The organism is Streptomyces sp. APSN-46.1, assembly GCF_022815725.1.
Classification (GTDB): domain Bacteria; phylum Actinomycetota; class Actinomycetes; order Streptomycetales; family Streptomycetaceae; genus Streptomyces.
Genome location: NZ_JALGRF010000002.1, coordinates 1 through 16,062, shown reverse-complemented (window position 1 = coordinate 16,062; position 16,062 = coordinate 1). Strand labels below are relative to the sequence as shown.

The window sequence follows — 16,062 nt, the reverse complement described above, 5'->3', positions numbered from 1 at the left end:
GTGCCGGTGTCACCGAAAAACGTTCGCGGTGTCCCCCCGGGGGCAGCAGTATCCCTTCATGGAGCCCACCACACTGAGCACAGCCCGATTGCTGCTGCGGCCCTTCGCCCCGCACGACGAGAACGACGTGTACGCGGCCTGTCAGGACCCCGACATCCAGCGCTGGACCATGGTCCCCTCCCCCTACGGGCGCGAGAACGCGCGGACCTTCGTCGGCGAGATCGTCCCGGCCGGCTGGCGCGAGGACACCGGCTACAGCTTCGCCGTACGCCTGGGACCCGACGGCGGTGACGGCCCGCTGGTCGCGGCCGTCGGCGTCCACGTGCGCGGACCCGACGCGTACGAGATCGGTTACTGGGCGGTCAAGGAGCACCGGGGCCGGGGCTTCATGACCGAGGCCGTGGAAGCCGTCGCCCGCTGGCTCTTCACCGAGGTGGGCGCCGTACGGCTGGAATGGCGCGCCGAGGTCGGCAACACCGGCTCCCGGGCCGTCGCCGAGAAGGCCGGCTTCCTCATCGAGGGCACGCTGCGGGCCGCACTGCACACCAAGGGCACCGCGCGTGACTGCTGGATCGGCTCCCTGCTGCCCTCGGACCTCGGCCTGACGCCCGCACTGCCGTACCTGCCGTACCACCTGCCCGCTGCCGCGAGCAGCGATGTCAGTGGCGGCATCTAGGGTGCCGTCATGACCACCGTCACGCCGCAGCCGACCGTGTCCCTGTCCGCCGACGAGGCCCGCCGCCTCGCCCTGCGCGCGCAGGGCTTCCTCGGCGCGCCGGACCGGCGCGGCGGCGTGCGCGGCGTGCTGCGGCACCTGGGCGCCGTACAGCTCGACACGATCTCGGTCCTGGCCCGGTCGCACGAGCTGATCCCGTACGCGCGCCTGGGCGCGGTGGGCCGGGAGACGGTGGAGAAGGCCTACTGGACCGACCGCCACGCCTTTGAGTACTGGTCGCACGCGGCCTGCGTCCTGCCCATCGAGGAGTGGCCGCACTTCGCCTTCCGCCGCCGGGCCCGCCGGGCGCGCGGCCACCGCTGGCACATCCTCCAGGACAAGGACCGCTCGACGAAGGCCGTCCTGGACCGCCTCAAGGCCGACGGCCCGCTCACCTCGACCGAGCTGGGCGGCGCCAAGAACGGCGGAGAGTGGTTCGAGTGGTCCGAGACCAAGATCGCGGTGGAGTGGCTGCTCGACACGGGCGAGGTGGTCTGCAGCGAACGCCGTGGCTGGAAGCGGGTGTACGACCTCCCCGAGCGCGCCGTCCCCGACGAGCTGCTCCACGATGACCTGGACGACCACGAGTGCCTGCGCCGCCTGGTCGCCCTGGCCGGCCGGTCCCTGGGGGTCGGCACCCGCGCGGACATCGCCGACTACCACCGCCTCAAGGGCGAGCAGTTCGACGCGGTGATCGAAGAGTCGGGCCTGGTCCCGGTCGAGGTCGAGGGCTGGTCCAAGCCGGCCTGGGCCTCGCCCGAGGCGCTGGCCACGCCCCCTCGGGGCCGCCACCGCACGACGCTGCTCTCCCCGTTCGACTCGCTCGTCTGGGACAGACCGCGCACCGAGCGGATCTTCGGCTTCACCCACCGCCTGGAGGCCTACGTCCCCAAGCCGAAGCGGATACACGGGTACTTCGCGATGCCCCTGCTGGCGGGCGGCCTGCTCCAGGGCCGCGTCGACCCGGCCCGCGAGGGCTCCACCCTGGTGGCCCGCCAGCTCTCCCTGACCTCCCCGAAGGCCGCCCGCCCGATGGCGCAGGCCCTGCGGGAGGCGGCGGAGTGGGTCGGCTGCGACGCGATCCGCGTCGAACGGGCTCAGTCTCCGGCCGAGGCCGCCGCGGTCACGTCCGAGTTGGCCGTCCTCTAGCCTCCGCCTCCAGCCCCGCCGGTAGCCCCGCCGGCGTTTCCGACCCGCGGACCCGCGACCCGACTACCGGATCTCCAGGATCTTCTCCCGCATCGCGTAGACCACGGCTTCCATCCTGGAGTGCAGCTGCAGCTTCTCCAGGATGTTGCGCACATGGTTCTTCACGGTGTTCTCCGAGATGAACAACTCCTTGGCGATGTCCCGGTTGTTCATCCCGGTGGCCACCAGTTTCAGGACCTCCAGCTCCCGGTCCGTCAGCCTCGGCGCCGGCACCAGCCGCCGCTCATCGGTGCGCTGGATCATCGACTTGAATTCGGTGAGCAGCTTCGACGCCATCGAAGGACTGATCTGCGACTGTCCGTCCGCCACGGCGCGAATCGCCGTGGCCACCTCGTCCGTCGAGATCTCCTTCAGCAGGTACCCCGTCGCGCCGGCCTTGATCGCGTCGTAGAGGTCCGCCTCCTCGTCGCTGATCGTCAGCATGATGATCTTCGCGGAGGGCGCCACCTCCTTGATCGACGTGCACGCCTCGATCCCGCCCCGCCTCGGCATCCGCACATCCATCAGCACGATGTCCGGCAACAGGTCCGCCGCCTTGTCCACGGCCTCCGCGCCGTCCCCGGCCTCCCCGACGACCTGGATGTCCTCCTCCTGCGCGAGGACGATCTCCAGCCCGCGCCGGAACAGCGCGTGATCGTCGACCACGAGCACTCTGATCGGCTCCCCGGCCGAACTCCCCGGAGCCTCTCCACGACAGTCCGCACCATCGTCGCCGCGCACCGGTCCGAAGCCGTCCGCCATGGTTCCTCCCCCTGCATGTGCCGAGCTGCCGCGCCAACCCGTCGGGGTCGGCCGCCGGTTGACTGCCCGCCATGATTCCATGCCCGCACCGTCCCCCGGGGGCTCGCGCGAGCCCCACCGGCGCATACGAGTCAACCGCGCGCCCATCCCGAGCCGCTCACGCCCGCGCTCACACAGGCGCCCCCGCGGGACGCCGAAGCGGCCCGCGAGGGCAACGAATCAAGGGATCAAGGGATCAGCCGCCGAGCGCGCCGCCCGCACCCGCGCCGGACTCACCCGAGCTGGAAGCCTCGTCGGAGTTGAGGTGGATCACGCCGTAGTCATAGCCGTGGCGCCGGTAGACGACGCTCGGCATCTTCGTGTCGGAGTCGACGAACAGATAGAAGTCGTGGCCGACCAGCTCCATCTCGTACAGAGCCTGGTCGAGCGACATGGGTGCGGCCGAGTGGGTCTTCTCGCGGACGATGAGCGGGCCTTCGCCCTGCACTTCCAGTGACCCGATCCGGGTGGTCGGGACGGCGTTCGCCTGCTCCTCGGTGAACGGCTGGCCGTTCGCGTTCAGCTGGGCGACGCCCGGCACCACGTCGGCGACCTCGGCTGCCGAGATCCGGCCGTTGCCACGGCGGGTGTAGCGCTTGTCGTGCTGCTTGCGCAGCCGGGCCTCCAGCTTGTCCTGCGCGAGGTCGAGCGCCGCGTACGGGTCGGCGGCGGCGGCCTCGGCACGGATCACCGGGCCCCGCGAACGCAGGGTGATCTCCACGCGGTCGGAACGGTCTGCCTGACGCGGGTTGAGCTCCTTGGACACCTCGACGTCCAAGCTGATCACCTTGGCGTCGAGCTTCTGGATCCGCTCCGGATTCAGCTTCTCGGCCACGTGCTTGCGGAACCGGTCGGGCACCTCGGTCTTACGGCCCTTGACGACGATGTCCACGCAGAACTCCGTTCCCGGATAGCTCCGCCTCATGGGGCGAAGCGTCTCCCTTTCGCACCAGACTCCGGTGAACACCGGAGCCTCGGACTTGGCGACTTTCACCTCCTCCTCCCCCATCGGCAAGATCTACACCCCACCGACTTCGGAGTCGAGAGACTGCCTCTGACACGAAGATCCGAAACGTTTCGAAACGTGCGATCCGATGCGTGTGGCCCAGGACTCGCCAGTTCCTACAACCGAACATATCCCTCTAAGCCGGTTGTCGGCACCCGCTACCGGAACGTACCTCCGTTCAGGTGGCCGTTCCCTCTCACTACCTGCAACGATGCGCCTTCCCTTCCAGTTCCAAATCTATTCACGCGTTTTTTGCTCTGTCCGGGTTGCGCACGGGATCCACACACACGAAGGAGTCAGCCGGGGCCGCCACCACGGCCGCCACACCCACGCGGCCGATCCCCGCGGCGCGCACCGCCCGGGCCGCCTCGGCGAGCGTGGCGCCGGTAGTGATCACGTCGTCCACCAGCACGAAACGGAATCCGCCGGCCGCGCCGCCCAGCAGCCGCGCCCCGTCCCGGCCCACCTCCAGCGCCCCGGCGAGGTTCTCCCTGCGCTGCCGCGCCCCCAGGCCCGCCTGATCCGCCACCACCCGCCGCAACCGCAGTACGGGCGCCACCCGCGCGGGAACACCGGCCCGCCGCAACCGCGCCGAGGCGGCCAGCGCGATCCTGCGCGCCGGATCATGCCCGCGCGCCCGGACCTGCCGCCGCGCCGAGGGAACCGGAATCAGCATCAACTCCCCCGCGCACCCCGCCGGGGCGGCCCGTACCGCGGCCGCGAGAGCCGTGCCCAGCGCCCCGGCCAGCGGCAGCGCCCCGCGCTCCTTGTGCGCCAGTACGACCTCTCGTACCGCCTCCCCGTACGCGGCGGCCGCATACACCGCGGGCAGCCCCGCCGGGGCCGCAGCGGGCCGTACACGCCCCGCCCCGGCCCCGCTGAGCGCTTCGCGGCACCCGCCGCACAGCAGTGCGCGGGCAGCGCCGCAGCCGGCGCAGTCGACCGGCAGGACCAGCCCGGCGAGCTCCCGCCACCACCCCCGCATACGACCCACTCTGCCGAGCCGGAAAGCACCCCGCCACCCCTGTGGACAACCGCGCGACAGCCGGACCGACGCAGGCCGGGCCAGGCGGTTGGCATCCGGCCCCGGGTCAGCCGGCGACAGCCGGACCCACCCCGGGCCAGGCGTCGGCGTCCGGCCCCGCGTCCGGCCCGGTTCAGCCCAGGTAGACCGGAGCCTCAGCCCGGGTAGACCGGAGCCGTGCCGCCCGCCGCCACCGTGCGCCACTGCGCCCCCGGCGGCAGCCAGACGATCCCGTCATCCCCCGAGAACGCCACCACGGGCTTGCCCTCGTCCTCGGACGCCGCGATCGCGCTCAGCCCGGTCGCGCCGGGAAGGCTCGCCGCGACCATCGACCCGTCCGCCAGCATGTAGCGGGCCTGCACGACCCCGCCGCTCTCCCGGCCCACCACCAGCAGACGGCCGCGCGGCGCCCAGCTCATCGCCGTCACCTCGGCCATCTGCGGGGCCGCCGGACGCAGCTCGCGCACCAGCACCGGCGCCGGCATCGCGCCGTCCCGCGCACCCTCCGGCCGCTCGATCCGTCCGATGAAGAGGTTCTTGCGGCTGCCCTCCTTCTCGATGAGCAGCGCGATCCGCGCGCCGTCGGAAGAGGCCTTCAGCGCGGTGATCTTCCCGCTGCCGAGCCCGGCCACCTCGACCTTCTGCGGCGTCCCGGACCCGCCGGGCACCCGCCACAGCACCGGGCCCTGCGGATCCGCGTCCGCGATCCACAGGTCGCCCCGGGCATCCCAGCTGGGTGCGGTCAGCTTGCCCGACCTGCTGGGCAGCACCGGCGGCGGCATCGCGCCCGCCGTCGTCAGGTTCACGACGTACAGCCCGTGCCCGTCCCCGGAGACCACCGCGGCGCGCTTCTCGTCGTACGCGACCGCCGCCGAGCCGACCTTGAACCCGGCGGCTGTGGACAGCGGACCCGGAGCCGGCTCGGCCTTCTGCTGGTGCTGCTGGTCCTCGCTGTTGACGTCGAGCGTCATCCGGACCAGCCGCGCGTCCTTGTCCACGTAGTACTGGTGGTCGGGACTCTGGGCCCGGTCGGCGATGGCCGCCGCGGCCGCGCCGGTCACCGAGCACTGCGAGGACTTCCCGTCGGAGCCCACCAGTTCGACCCGGTCGAGCCGGGAGGCCGTCAGATCCTTGACGGTGAAGAGCAGTTGGGCCGCCATCTTCTGGCACTGCGGGTGCGCGACGTTGTCGGCCTTCGCGTTGAGCGGCACGCGAAGCGTGTTCTGGCCGTCGTACGAAAGGGACTTGGTGCCGTCGCGCAGCGCCGTCCCGCTGGGGAAGCTGGACGTGACGACCGGGCCGAGCCACTTCGACGGCCCGGCGAGCAGCGACTGCACGGTCTGCGTGGTGGGATCCATCCGCGAGTCCGGGTCACTGCGCTGGCGCACGTACACCGGGTCGGCCACCAGCGTGTTCCCGGCGAAGTAGTACTTGTTGACGGGCTTGTATATGCGCTGGAAGTCGGACTCGCTGAGCACGAGGCTGCTGGGCGGCGTGGCGATCCGCCACTGCTTGTTCACCTGGACCAGCTGGAGGTACTCCTCGTAGCGCCCGCCGCCGGTCTCCGGCTGGTACGCGCTGCGCTCGTCCACCGTCGCGAGCTTCTTGCCGGTCACCTTCCAGCGGGGCTGTTCGGGCTCCTTCTCCCCGGGGACCGGGTACCGGTCGAGGCCGGCGGACAGGACCGTGACGGCCGAGCCGGGCTTCCAGTTCTTCGCCGCGTCCTCGGTGAGGTACTTGCGGGCGGTGTCCAGCTGGGGGTCGTCGCTGGTCATCGCCTCCAGGAAGCCGTCGACGATCTCGGCCGGGCTGGCCTTGTCGGCCGGCGGCACGCCGAACACCCGGACCTGGGAGTCGACGCCGTGGGAGGCCTGCACCTGCCGGATCTCACCGCTGTCGGGCATGGAGGCGCAGCCGGCCAGCACCAGCCCGGCCAGCCCGGCCGCGCCGAGGGCCGCGCACGGGCGCGCGGTCGGCGACCGGCGGCCCGGTGCGCGGGAACTCCCGGGCTCAGCGTCCACGCGCCGCTCCCCCTGCTGCTCCACCTGCTGCTCCCTCTTCCTGTGCCGGCTGATCGGCGGACCTGGCCACGACCCGGGCCCCGTTGCCCGGCAGCGCCGTCGGGTCCGCGGGCACCGGCAGCGCGCCGGCGACCGCGGAGCGCGGCGGTATCGGCGAGCGGTCCGCGCCGGCCGGGTCGGAGCCGGGCCGCCGGACCGGAGCGGCGCCCGCGCCGGCCGCCTCGGCGGCGGCCCTGGCCCGGTTGCCCCGGGAATCCTCGGGCTCCAGCGGGATCGGGGACCCGCGCAGCGGCTCGTCGGCGGTCCTCGGCAGGGTCAGCCGGAACTGCGAGCCGCCGCCCGGCTCGCCCCACGCCTGGAGCCAGCCGCCGTGCAGCCGGGCGTCCTCGACGGCGATGGACAGGCCGAGGCCGGTGCCGCCGGTGGTGCGGGCGCGGGCCGGGTCGGCCCGCCAGAAGCGGTTGAAGACGCGCGTGGCCTCGCCGGGCTTGAGCCCGACCCCGTAGTCCCGTACGGCCACCGCGACGGCCCCGCCCGCCGAGGCGAGCCGGACCACCACATCGCGGCCCTCGCCGTGCTCCACGGCGTTGACGACCAGGTTGCGCAGCACCCGCTCCACCCGCCGGGCGTCGGCCTCGGCTATCACCGGCTGGGTGTCGCCCAGGACCCTGATCCGGGTCCGCTTGTGCTCGGCGAGCGGCTCGGCGCCCTCGATGACCCGGCGTACGACGTCCCGCAGATCGATCGGCTCCGCCTCCAGCGCGGCCGCGCCCGCGTCGAACCGGCTGATCTCCAGCAGGTCGGCGAGCAGCGACTCGAACCGGTCGAGCTGCCCGGCCAGGAGTTCGGCGGAGCGGGCGGTGACGGGGTCGAAGTCGACCCGCGCGTCGTGGATGACGTCGGCGGCCATCCGGACCGTCGTCAGCGGGGTCCGCAGCTCGTGCGAGACGTCCGAGACGAACCGGCGCTGCAACCGGGACAGGTCCTCCAGCTGCTGGATCTTGAGCTGGAGGTTCTGCGCCATTTTGTTGAAGGCCTCGCCCAGCCGGGCGATGTCGTCCTCGCCGGTGACCTTCATCCGCTCCTGGAGCCGCCCGGCCGACAGCCGCTCGGCGATCCCGGCGGCCATCCGGACCGGCGTGACGACCTGGCGCACCACGAGCCAGGCGATGGCGCCGAGCAGCACGACCACGAACACGCCGGCGGTGGCGATGGTGACCTTGACCAGGTTGAGGGACTCCTCCTCCTGGGTCAGCGGGAAGAGGTAGTACAGGTCGTACGGGTCCCCGTTGATGTCGGTGAGCCGCTTGCCCACGACCAGCGCGGGCTCCGGGGCCTTCTCGCCGGCCCCGGACGTGTACCGGATCTCCGAGAAGGTCTTGAAGGTGCCCGTGGCGTGGTTGACGGCCTTGCGCAGGTCCAGCGGGACGCTCGCGGTCGGGTCCACGTTGCCGGAGGCGCGGGCGCCCTTGACGCCCTGGGCGCCGGGCGGGCCCTGCTCACCGGTGCCGGCGCCGAGCGCGGCCACCTCGAAGGCCGTCTGGCCACCACTGGCGAGCTGCTTGACCAGCGAGTTCATCCAGGTACTGGCGTCCCGGCCGACCTTGTTGTCGGTGGCGTCCGGCCCGTCCGAGGCGGAGGGCGTATTGGCCTTCTCCTGTGCGACCGCGAACCCGCCCGCGGCCTGGCTCTGGGCCGCCTCCTCCTTGGCGTCGAGGAGGCCCTCGCTGACCTGGGCGATGACGACGAAGCCCAGCGCGAGGACCACGGCCAGCGACATCAGCAGGGTGGCCGCGACCACCCGCAGCTGGATGTTGCGCCGCCACAGCCGGACAGCCGGAAGCAGCGGCCGGCGTACCAGACGTACGAACAGCCGCAGCACAGGGCCGCCGAGCGCCCCGTCCGCTACGGGACGGCCCGGCCGGCCGCCCCGCAGGACTCCTCGCCGGGAGCCGCTCGGGTGCTTGCCGGGCTGGCCGGGCTGCACGTCAGCTCGGTCCTGCCTTGTAGCCGACACCACGCACCGTCACGACGATCTCAGGGCGCTCCGGGTCCTTCTCGACCTTGGAGCGCAGCCGCTGCACATGCACGTTGACCAGGCGGGTGTCCGCCGCGTGCCGGTAACCCCAGACCTGCTCCAGCAGCACCTCACGGGTGAAGACCTGCCAGGGCTTGCGCGCGAGGGCGACCAGCAGGTCGAACTCCAGCGGGGTCAGGGCGATCGAGGCGCCGTCCCGCTTGACCGAGTGCCCGGCCACGTCGATGACCAGGTCACCGATGGTCAGCTGCTCGGGCGCGGGCTCCTCCGACCGGCGCAGGCGGGCCCGGATCCGGGCCACCAGCTCCTTCGGCTTGAACGGCTTGACGATGTAGTCGTCGGCCCCGGACTCCAGGCCCACGACGACGTCGACCGTGTCGCTCTTCGCGGTGAGCATGACGATCGGCACGCCGGACTCGGCCCGGATCAGCCTGCACACCTCTATGCCGTCCCTTCCGGGCAGCATGAGGTCGAGCAGTACCAGATCCGGCTTCGCCTCCCGGAAGGCAGCCAGTGCCTTGTCACCGTCCGCTACGAACGACGGCTCAAAACCTTCTCCACGCAGCACAATGCCGAGCATCTCGGCCAGCGCGGTGTCGTCGTCGACGACAAGGACGCGTCCCTTCATAGATGACATCATCCCATTAGCTAATCGTTACCTGGCGGTGAGCTGTCCCACAGCCAAAAGGGCTGGAAATCGCCCCTCCGACCTGCGTGGTGATCCGGACGACCAGTCTGCCCCGGATCCCGGCCACAATTGAGGGTACGGGCGGCTAGCCCGTTCGGCGTTCCCCCATGGCACGATGGCAGCCGATCAGCGCGCCCGCCACGGCAGGTGCACGTGAAGGAGCGACGATGAACGACTCTCCGGGCTGGACCACGCCTGGATCCCCGTCCGACGGCCAGGGCTCCGGCGGCACCCAGCCGCCCGCGCGGCCCGCCGGCGGCGAGAAGTGGTCCGCCGAGCAGCCGCCGCCCGGCCAGGGACCGTGGTCGAGCCCCGGCACCGGAGCGCCCGACGCCCCCTCCACGACCCCGCAGCAGCCCGCCCAGGGCACCGGCAACCCCGGCGGCGGCTGGGGCAGCTGGGGGCCGCCCGCGGCGGCCAAGCCCGGCGTGATCCCGCTGCGCCCCCTGGGCCTCGGCGAGATCCTCGACGGCGCGGTCACCACCATGCGCACCCACTGGCGCCCGGTGCTCTCCATCAGCCTCGCCGTCTCCCTCATGGTCGAGATCTTCAGCGTGCTCGTCCAGAAGTACTCGGCCGACCGCCTCGCGATCGAACCGAACGCCCAGCCGCGCATGGAGGACGTCCTCGACACCGTCGGCAGCAGCGCGGCACTGACCATCGGCGCCCTCTTCATCCAGCTCCTCGGCGGCGTCCTGGTCACCGCCATGCTCACGATGATCTTCAGCCGGGCGGTCCTCGGCCAGAACTCCACGATCGCCGGCGCCTGGCGCGACGCCCGCGGACAGCTGCTCCGGCTGGCCGGGCTGACCCTGCTCCTGGGCACCGGCGCGGCCGCCGTCCTCACCCTGATGATCCTGCCGGGCATCCTGGCCCACAACTTCGGCCTCGGCTTCGTCGGCGGCTTCACCGCGCTCGTCCTGATCACCTGGCTGTGGTTCAAGTACAGCCTCGCCTCGCCCGCGCTGATGCTGGAGAAGGCGAAGATCTTCACCGCGCTGAACCGCTCGGCGAAGCTGGTCAAGGGCTCCTGGTGGCGGATCTTCGGCATCTCGCTCCTCACCGGACTCATCACCGGCATGGTCTCGGTGATCATCGTCTACCCGCTGACGCTCATCGGCGTCGCCCTGTTCGGCGGCGGCATGGACGGCCTCGCCGACGGCACCGCCATGGACAGCTGGGGCGCGCTGATCAGCGCCGGGATCGGCAGCGTCATCGCGCTGACCATCACCATGCCGATGGCCTCCGGCGTCACCGTCCTGCTCTACATCGACCAGCGCATCCGGCGCGAGGCCCTCGACCTGGAGCTCGCCCGCGCGGCGGGCCTCGAAAACTACGGGACCGCGGCGCCCCCGGCCGCCGGCGGACCGGTCACCGGAGGCTGACACACCGATGAGCACGGGGGGCCTCATCCTCCGCGCCGCGGCCTCGCTGCCCGGCGCGGAGAAACCACCGGTGACGACACCGCGCGAACCCGCCCGCGAGGCGGCCGAACGCGAACTGTCCAAGCCGATCTACCACCAGAACGACCCGGGGCTGCTCCAGCGCGCCCTCGACCGGTTCTGGGAATGGGTCGACGACCTCTTCAGCCGCGCCTCCGGTGCCACCCCCGGCGGCGCGGTCGGCCTCCTCGTCATCCTCCTCCTCGTCGCCCTGGTCATCGCCGCCCTGTGGTGGCGCCTCGGCACCCCCCGCCGGACCGCCGCCGGCCCGGGCACCCTCTTCGACGAGGGCCCGCGCAGCGCCGCCGACCACCGCGCCGCCGCCGACGCCCACGCCGCCGACGGCCGCTGGACCGAGGCCGTCCAGGAACGCATGCGCGCCATCGTCTGCTCGCTGGAGGAACGCACCCTCCTCGACCCGCGCCCCGGCCGCACCGCCGACGAGGCCGCCGCCGAAGCCGCCGTCTCCCTGCCCGACCACACGGGCGACCTGCGCGCCGCCGCCCGCGCCTTCGACGACGTCACCTACGGCGGCCGCACCGGCGACCGCGACACCTACGCCCGGCTGCGCACCCTCGACCTCGCGCTGGAACGCGCCAAGCCGCTCCTGACGGGACCCACCGCATGACCGGCCCCACCCCGCCCGGCACCCCGGTCACCGCTCCCGCCACGACGTCCACCGCCCTCTCCGCCGCCCAGCTGTGGACCCGGGCCCGCGGCTTCCTCATCGTCCTCGCCGTCCTCCTCGTCGGCTCGATCGCCCTGGCCGCCCTCCAGTCCGGAAACCACCACGGCTACCTCGACCCCCGCTCCGCCGACGGCCACGGCAGCCGCGCCCTCGCCGAACTCCTCAAGGAACGCGGCGTCACCAGCCACGTCGTCACCACCGCCCGCGCCGCCGCCGCCGCGGCGGACCCCCGCACCACCCTGGTCGTCACCGACCCCGACCTGCTCGCGGACAGCCAACTCCGCGCCATCCGCTCCGCCATCGACCTCTCCGGCGGCCGCACCGTCCTCATCGGCCCCAGCGACGCCACCCTCCCGGACCTGGCCCCCCCCGCCCGCACCAAGGGATCCGCGCACCAGGAGAACCTCGACCCCGGCTGCGCCCTCCCCGCCCCCCGCACCGCCGGCCGCGCCGGCACCGGAGGCGGCCTCCGCTACACCACCGACGCCCCCGGGGCCACCACCTGCTACCCCAGCGACGGCAACCCCACCCTCCTCGTCCTCCCCACGGGAACCAGCGGCGGCGACACCGTCCTCCTCGGCTCCGACACGATCCTGCTCAACCGCAGCCTCGCCGACGAGGGCAACGCCTCCCTCGCCCTCCAACTCCTCGGCTCCCGACCGGACGTCGTCTGGTACCTGCCCAGCCTCGCGGACGCCACCGAGCCCGGCGACGCCGAGGACAAGAGCCTGCTGGAACTCCTCCCGGCCGGCTGGGGCTGGGCCCTGCTCCAGCTCCTGGTGGCCGCCGTCCTCGCCGCCTTCTGGCGCGCCCGCCGCCTCGGCCCGCTCGTCACCGAGCAGCTGCCCGTCGCCATCCGCGCCTCCGAGACCACCGAGGGCCGCGCCCGCCTCTACCGCAAGGCCGGCGCCCGCGACCGCGCCGCCGCCGTGCTGCGCGCCGCCACCCGCGAACGCCTGGCCGCGCTGGTCGGCGTACCGGCCACCCGGGCACACGCACCCGAGGCCCTGGTCCCCGCCGTGTCCGTCCGGCTCCCGGACGGCTCGCGCGACCTGACCACCCTGCTCTTCGGCTCCACACCCGCCGACGACGCGGCACTCGTCGCGCTCGCCGACCACCTCGACGCCCTCGAAAGAGAGGTCCGTACCTCATGACGGCCACGCCCGCAGACCAGGCAGCCACCGCGGACAGCGCCCGCTCCTCCCTGGAAGCGCTCCGCACCGAGATCGGCAAGGCCGTCGTCGGCCAGGACTCGGCCGTCACCGGTCTCGTCGTCGCCCTCCTCTGCCGCGGCCACGTCCTCCTCGAAGGCGTCCCCGGCGTCGCGAAGACCCTCCTCGTACGGGCCCTCGCCGCGTCCCTCGAACTCGACACCAAGCGCGTCCAGTTCACCCCCGACCTGATGCCGAGCGATGTCACCGGCTCGCTCGTCTACGACGCCCGCACCGCCGAGTTCTCCTTCCAGAACGGTCCGGTCTTCACCAACCTCCTCCTCGCGGACGAGATCAACCGGACCCCGCCCAAGACCCAGTCCTCGCTCCTCGAAGCGATGGAGGAGCGCCAGGTCACCGTCGACGGCACCCCGCGCATGCTCCCCGAGCCCTTCCTCGTCGCCGCCACCATGAACCCGGTCGAGTACGAGGGCACCTACCCGCTCCCCGAAGCCCAGCTGGACCGCTTCCTCCTCAAGCTCACCGTCCCGCTGCCCTCCCGCGCGGACGAGATCGGCGTCCTGACCCGGCACGCCGCCGGATTCAACCCGCGCGACCTGCACGCCGCCGGCGTCCGCCCGGTCGCCGGCCCGAAGGAACTCGAAGCCGCCCGCGAGGCGGTGGCCCGCGTCAGCGTCTCCCCCGACATCACGGGTTACGTCGTGGACATCTGCCGCGCCACCCGCGAATCGCCGTCGCTCACCCTCGGCGTCTCGCCCCGCGGCGCGACCGCCCTGCTGGCCACCGCCCGCGCCTGGGCCTGGCTCACCGGCCGCGACTACGTCACCCCCGACGACGTGAAGGCCCTCGCCCTGCCCACCCTGCGCCACCGCGTGCAGCTGCGCCCGGAAGCCGAAATGGAAGGCGTCACCTCCGACTCGGTCATCTCGGCGATCCTCTCGCACGTCCCCGTCCCGCGCTGATGGCCCTCACCGGACGCGCCGCCCTGCTCGCGGCCCTCGCCAGCATCCCCGTCGGCATCCTCGAACCGAGCTGGACGGGGATGCTCGCGGTCAACGGCCCCCTCGCCCTGGCCTGCGCGCTCGACTACGCTCTCGCGGCGCCCGTCCGCACCCTGCGCCTGGACCGCTCGGGCGACACCTCGGTCCGCCTCGGCGAACCGGCGGACGTCCACCTGACGTTGACCAACCCCGCCACCCGCAAGCTCCGCGCCCGCGTCCGAGACGCCTGGCCCCCGAGCAGCTGGCTCCCTGGCACCGAGACCGCCGCGTCCCGCCACGAGGTGGTGATCCCGCCCGGCGAACGCCGCCGCCTGACCACCCGTCTGCGACCCACCCGCCGAGGCGACCGCCAAGCCGCCCGCGTCACCATCCGCTCGTACGGCCCACTGGGGCTCTTCGCCCGCCAGGGCAACCACACCGTCCCCTGGACGGTCCGCGTCCTGCCCCCATTCACCAGCCGCAAGCACCTCCCCTCGCGCCTGGCCCGGCTCCGCGAACTCGACGGCCGTACCAGCGTTCTGACGCGCGGTGAGGGCACCGAGTTCGACAGCCTCCGCGACTACATCCCCGGCGACGACACCCGCTCCATCGACTGGCGCGCCACGGCCCGCCGGCCCAAGGTGGCCGTCCGCACGTGGCGCCCCGAACGCGACCGCCACATCCTGATCTGCCTGGACACCGGCCGCACGTCGGCGGGCCGCGTCGGCGACGCCCCCCGCCTGGACTCCGCCATGGACGCCGCCCTGCTGCTGGCCGCCCTGGCCACCCGCGCCGGCGACCGCGTGGACCTCCTGGCCCACGACCGCCGCCCCCGCGCCCAGGTCCAGGGCCGCTCGGCCGCCGACACCCTCCCGGCCTTCGTCAACGCCATGGCCACCCTGGAACCGGAGCTCGTCGAAACCGACTCCCGCAGCCTGGTCTCCACCATCCTCCGCAACGCCCCGCGCCGCTCCCTGGTGGTCCTCCTGACCAGCCTGGACGCGGCCCCCATCGAAGAGGGCCTGCTCCCCCTGCTGCCACGCCTCACCCAGCGCCACACGGTCCTGCTGGCCTCGGTCGCGGACCCGCACGTCGCCGAAATGACGAAGTCCCGCGGCACGGTGGACGCGGTCTACGAGGCCGCCGCCGGCACCCAGTCCCAGACCCAACGCCGCCTCACGGCCGAACAGCTCTCCCGCCACGGTGTCCACGTGGTCGACACCACCCCGGACACCCTCGCCCCGGCCCTGGCCGACGCCTACCTGGCCCTCAAGGCGGCCGGCCGCCTCTAGACGCGACGTGTAGTCACAGGTTCACGCGCTTGAGGTAGACACGGCTCCGGTGCGGGATGGTCTGGTACCAGACCATCAGGTGCTCATCCTCGTATGTGCGCAACCGCATCGGATTGGGGTCCTCGTACAGGCTGCCGTCCTTTGGGTCGATTCCCATGGAGGCGAGATCGACCAGTCCGTCCATGACGGTGTTGACGTGCGTCTGGTATTCCGCGGCCATCTCCCCGAGCACCCACAGGCGACTCGGATCGCATTCCCATGCCCAGCCCTGGTCGTTCTCGACGTTCTCACCGCGCACGGTCACAGACCGATCTCCCGCTGGGCCTCGGCAAGGATCCGGCTGCTCGTCGCCATGGCAGCCCGGAACTGCTCTTCGGTGGCCTTGGGATCCCCGGCGCTTCGCTCGGCCTCGCGGAGGGCAGCCGCCCGTGCGGGCCACCTCTGGATGGCGACGTGAGTGGCCCACTTCATCAGGAAGAAGCGCAGAGGATTGATCGCGCCGGTCTCTGCAGCGCGGTCGAACGCCTCGTGGCACTCCTTGTCGAAGAAAACAAGGGCAGCCATGTCGATCCGACGTACGGCATCCCGCAGGGCCTCACGCGTCATGGCCGGCTGTGAGATGAGCGGCCCATCGGCTTCTTCTGCGTGCTGAGCAGTCATCGTGTCCTCCAAAGGGAACCCTAGGGCACTCTAGGGCAAGCGGCACCCGACGCACCCCAAACGCAGAAAAGCCCCGCACCGGATACCCGGTGCGGGGCTTTTCGCAATGATTGTTCGGCGGCGTCCTACTCTCCCACAGGGTCCCCCCTGCAGTACCATCGGCGCTGAAAGGCTTAGCTTCCGGGTTCGGAATGTAACCGGGCGTTTCCCTAACGCTATGACCACCGAAACACTATGAAGTTAACCAACCGGGCAATATCACGGTCGTTACTTCAGAACTAACACAGTGGACGCGAGCAACTGAGGACAAGCCCTCGGCCTATTAGTACCAGTCAGCTCCACCCGTT

General features: G+C 72.3%; 15 protein-coding genes and 1 rRNA gene. 7 read left to right on the top strand and 9 right to left on the bottom strand.

What is annotated here, in order from left to right; all coding sequences use genetic code 11:
* Positions 1–58: 58 nt before the first annotated feature.
* The gene (locus MTF65_RS06665) at positions 59–676 is read left to right on the top strand and encodes a GNAT family N-acetyltransferase (RefSeq protein WP_243627370.1); all 618 of its coding nucleotides are present in this window, start codon (positions 59–61) and stop codon (positions 674–676) included.
* Positions 677–685: 9 nt separating this feature from the next.
* Positions 686–1,864, top strand: coding sequence for a winged helix-turn-helix domain-containing protein (locus tag MTF65_RS06660; RefSeq protein ID WP_243627369.1), 1,179 nt, complete (start codon positions 686–688; stop codon positions 1,862–1,864).
* 63 nt (positions 1,865–1,927) lie between these two features.
* Here MTF65_RS06660 and MTF65_RS06655 read toward each other — a convergent pair whose 3' ends face one another.
* The 6 genes from MTF65_RS06655 to mtrA form a co-directional block, all read right to left on the bottom strand.
* The gene (locus MTF65_RS06655; RefSeq protein WP_243627368.1) at positions 1,928–2,665 is read right to left on the bottom strand and encodes a response regulator transcription factor; all 738 of its coding nucleotides are present in this window, start codon (positions 2,663–2,665) and stop codon (positions 1,928–1,930) included.
* A 235-nt stretch (positions 2,666–2,900) separates the two neighbouring features.
* On the bottom strand, positions 2,901–3,596 hold the full coding sequence (gene hpf, locus MTF65_RS06650) for a ribosome hibernation-promoting factor, HPF/YfiA family (RefSeq protein WP_374207212.1): 696 nt from the start codon (positions 3,594–3,596) through the stop codon (positions 2,901–2,903).
* A gap of 355 nt (positions 3,597–3,951) precedes the next feature.
* Positions 3,952–4,695 carry a ComF family protein gene (locus tag MTF65_RS06645; RefSeq protein WP_243627366.1) on the bottom strand — a complete coding sequence of 248 codons (744 nt, stop codon included), beginning with the start codon at positions 4,693–4,695 and terminating at the stop codon, positions 3,952–3,954.
* Between the two features lie 194 nt (positions 4,696–4,889).
* Complete coding sequence (locus tag MTF65_RS06640) at positions 4,890–6,755, bottom strand: LpqB family beta-propeller domain-containing protein (protein WP_308407120.1); 1,866 nt, start codon at positions 6,753–6,755, stop codon at positions 4,890–4,892.
* Entirely contained in the window at positions 6,745–8,775 is a 2,031-nt protein-coding gene (gene mtrB, locus MTF65_RS06635) for an MtrAB system histidine kinase MtrB (protein ID WP_243627365.1), read from the bottom strand. Before mtrB ends, MTF65_RS06640 begins: the two co-directional genes overlap by 11 nt.
* A complete protein-coding gene (gene mtrA / locus MTF65_RS06630; RefSeq protein WP_200904315.1) occupies positions 8,744–9,433 on the bottom strand; it encodes a two-component system response regulator MtrA in 690 nt (229 codons plus the stop codon). Before mtrA ends, mtrB begins: the two co-directional genes overlap by 32 nt.
* A gap of 215 nt (positions 9,434–9,648) precedes the next feature.
* Here mtrA and MTF65_RS06625 point away from each other — a divergent pair, with 215 nt between their 5' ends.
* Genes MTF65_RS06625 through MTF65_RS06605 form a run of 5 tightly spaced genes read left to right on the top strand, consistent with a single transcriptional unit; the run spans position 9,649 to position 15,055 of the window.
* The gene (locus MTF65_RS06625) at positions 9,649–10,866 is read left to right on the top strand and encodes a hypothetical protein (RefSeq protein WP_243627364.1); all 1,218 of its coding nucleotides are present in this window, start codon (positions 9,649–9,651) and stop codon (positions 10,864–10,866) included.
* 7 nt (positions 10,867–10,873) lie between these two features.
* The gene (locus MTF65_RS06620; protein ID WP_243627363.1) at positions 10,874–11,551 is read left to right on the top strand and encodes a DUF4129 domain-containing protein; all 678 of its coding nucleotides are present in this window, start codon (positions 10,874–10,876) and stop codon (positions 11,549–11,551) included.
* Positions 11,548–12,765, top strand: a complete 1,218-nt coding sequence (locus MTF65_RS06615) for a DUF4350 domain-containing protein (protein ID WP_243627362.1) — start codon at positions 11,548–11,550, stop codon at positions 12,763–12,765. The genes MTF65_RS06620 and MTF65_RS06615 overlap by 4 nt, the downstream gene beginning before the upstream one ends.
* Positions 12,762–13,745: a MoxR family ATPase gene (locus MTF65_RS06610; RefSeq protein WP_243627361.1), complete on the top strand. Its 984-nt coding sequence runs from the start codon at positions 12,762–12,764 to the stop codon at positions 13,743–13,745. Before MTF65_RS06615 ends, MTF65_RS06610 begins: the two co-directional genes overlap by 4 nt.
* Positions 13,745–15,055, top strand: a complete 1,311-nt coding sequence (locus MTF65_RS06605; RefSeq protein ID WP_243627360.1) for a DUF58 domain-containing protein — start codon at positions 13,745–13,747, stop codon at positions 15,053–15,055. The genes MTF65_RS06610 and MTF65_RS06605 overlap by 1 nt, the downstream gene beginning before the upstream one ends.
* Positions 15,056–15,068: 13 nt before the next feature.
* Here MTF65_RS06605 and MTF65_RS06600 read toward each other — a convergent pair whose 3' ends face one another.
* The 3 genes from MTF65_RS06600 to rrf all read right to left on the bottom strand — a co-directional run bounded on the left by MTF65_RS06600 (position 15,069) and on the right by rrf (position 15,944).
* Complete coding sequence (locus MTF65_RS06600) at positions 15,069–15,359, bottom strand: hypothetical protein (protein ID WP_243627359.1); 291 nt, start codon at positions 15,357–15,359, stop codon at positions 15,069–15,071.
* On the bottom strand, positions 15,356–15,715 hold the full coding sequence (locus MTF65_RS06595) for a hypothetical protein (RefSeq protein ID WP_243627358.1): 360 nt from the start codon (positions 15,713–15,715) through the stop codon (positions 15,356–15,358). The genes MTF65_RS06600 and MTF65_RS06595 overlap by 4 nt, the downstream gene beginning before the upstream one ends.
* Positions 15,716–15,827: 112 nt before the next feature.
* Positions 15,828–15,944: ribosomal RNA gene (gene rrf, locus MTF65_RS06590) — 5S ribosomal RNA — on the bottom strand.
* Positions 15,945–16,062 lie beyond the last annotated feature (118 nt).

Coding starts and splice junctions, on each gene's coding strand:
- MTF65_RS06665 (WP_243627370.1), top strand. CDS start 59: ATGGAGCCCACCACACTGAGCACAGCCCGATTGCTGCTGCGGCCCTTC.
- MTF65_RS06660 (WP_243627369.1), top strand. CDS start 686: ATGACCACCGTCACGCCGCAGCCGACCGTGTCCCTGTCCGCCGACGAG.
- MTF65_RS06655 (WP_243627368.1), bottom strand. CDS start 2,665: ATGGCGGACGGCTTCGGACCGGTGCGCGGCGACGATGGTGCGGACTGT.
- MTF65_RS06645 (WP_243627366.1), bottom strand. CDS start 4,695: ATGCGGGGGTGGTGGCGGGAGCTCGCCGGGCTGGTCCTGCCGGTCGAC.
- mtrA (WP_200904315.1), bottom strand. CDS start 9,433: ATGATGTCATCTATGAAGGGACGCGTCCTTGTCGTCGACGACGACACC.
- MTF65_RS06625 (WP_243627364.1), top strand. CDS start 9,649: ATGAACGACTCTCCGGGCTGGACCACGCCTGGATCCCCGTCCGACGGC.
- MTF65_RS06620 (WP_243627363.1), top strand. CDS start 10,874: ATGAGCACGGGGGGCCTCATCCTCCGCGCCGCGGCCTCGCTGCCCGGC.
- MTF65_RS06615 (WP_243627362.1), top strand. CDS start 11,548: ATGACCGGCCCCACCCCGCCCGGCACCCCGGTCACCGCTCCCGCCACG.
- MTF65_RS06610 (WP_243627361.1), top strand. CDS start 12,762: ATGACGGCCACGCCCGCAGACCAGGCAGCCACCGCGGACAGCGCCCGC.
- MTF65_RS06605 (WP_243627360.1), top strand. CDS start 13,745: ATGGCCCTCACCGGACGCGCCGCCCTGCTCGCGGCCCTCGCCAGCATC.
- MTF65_RS06595 (WP_243627358.1), bottom strand. CDS start 15,715: ATGACTGCTCAGCACGCAGAAGAAGCCGATGGGCCGCTCATCTCACAG.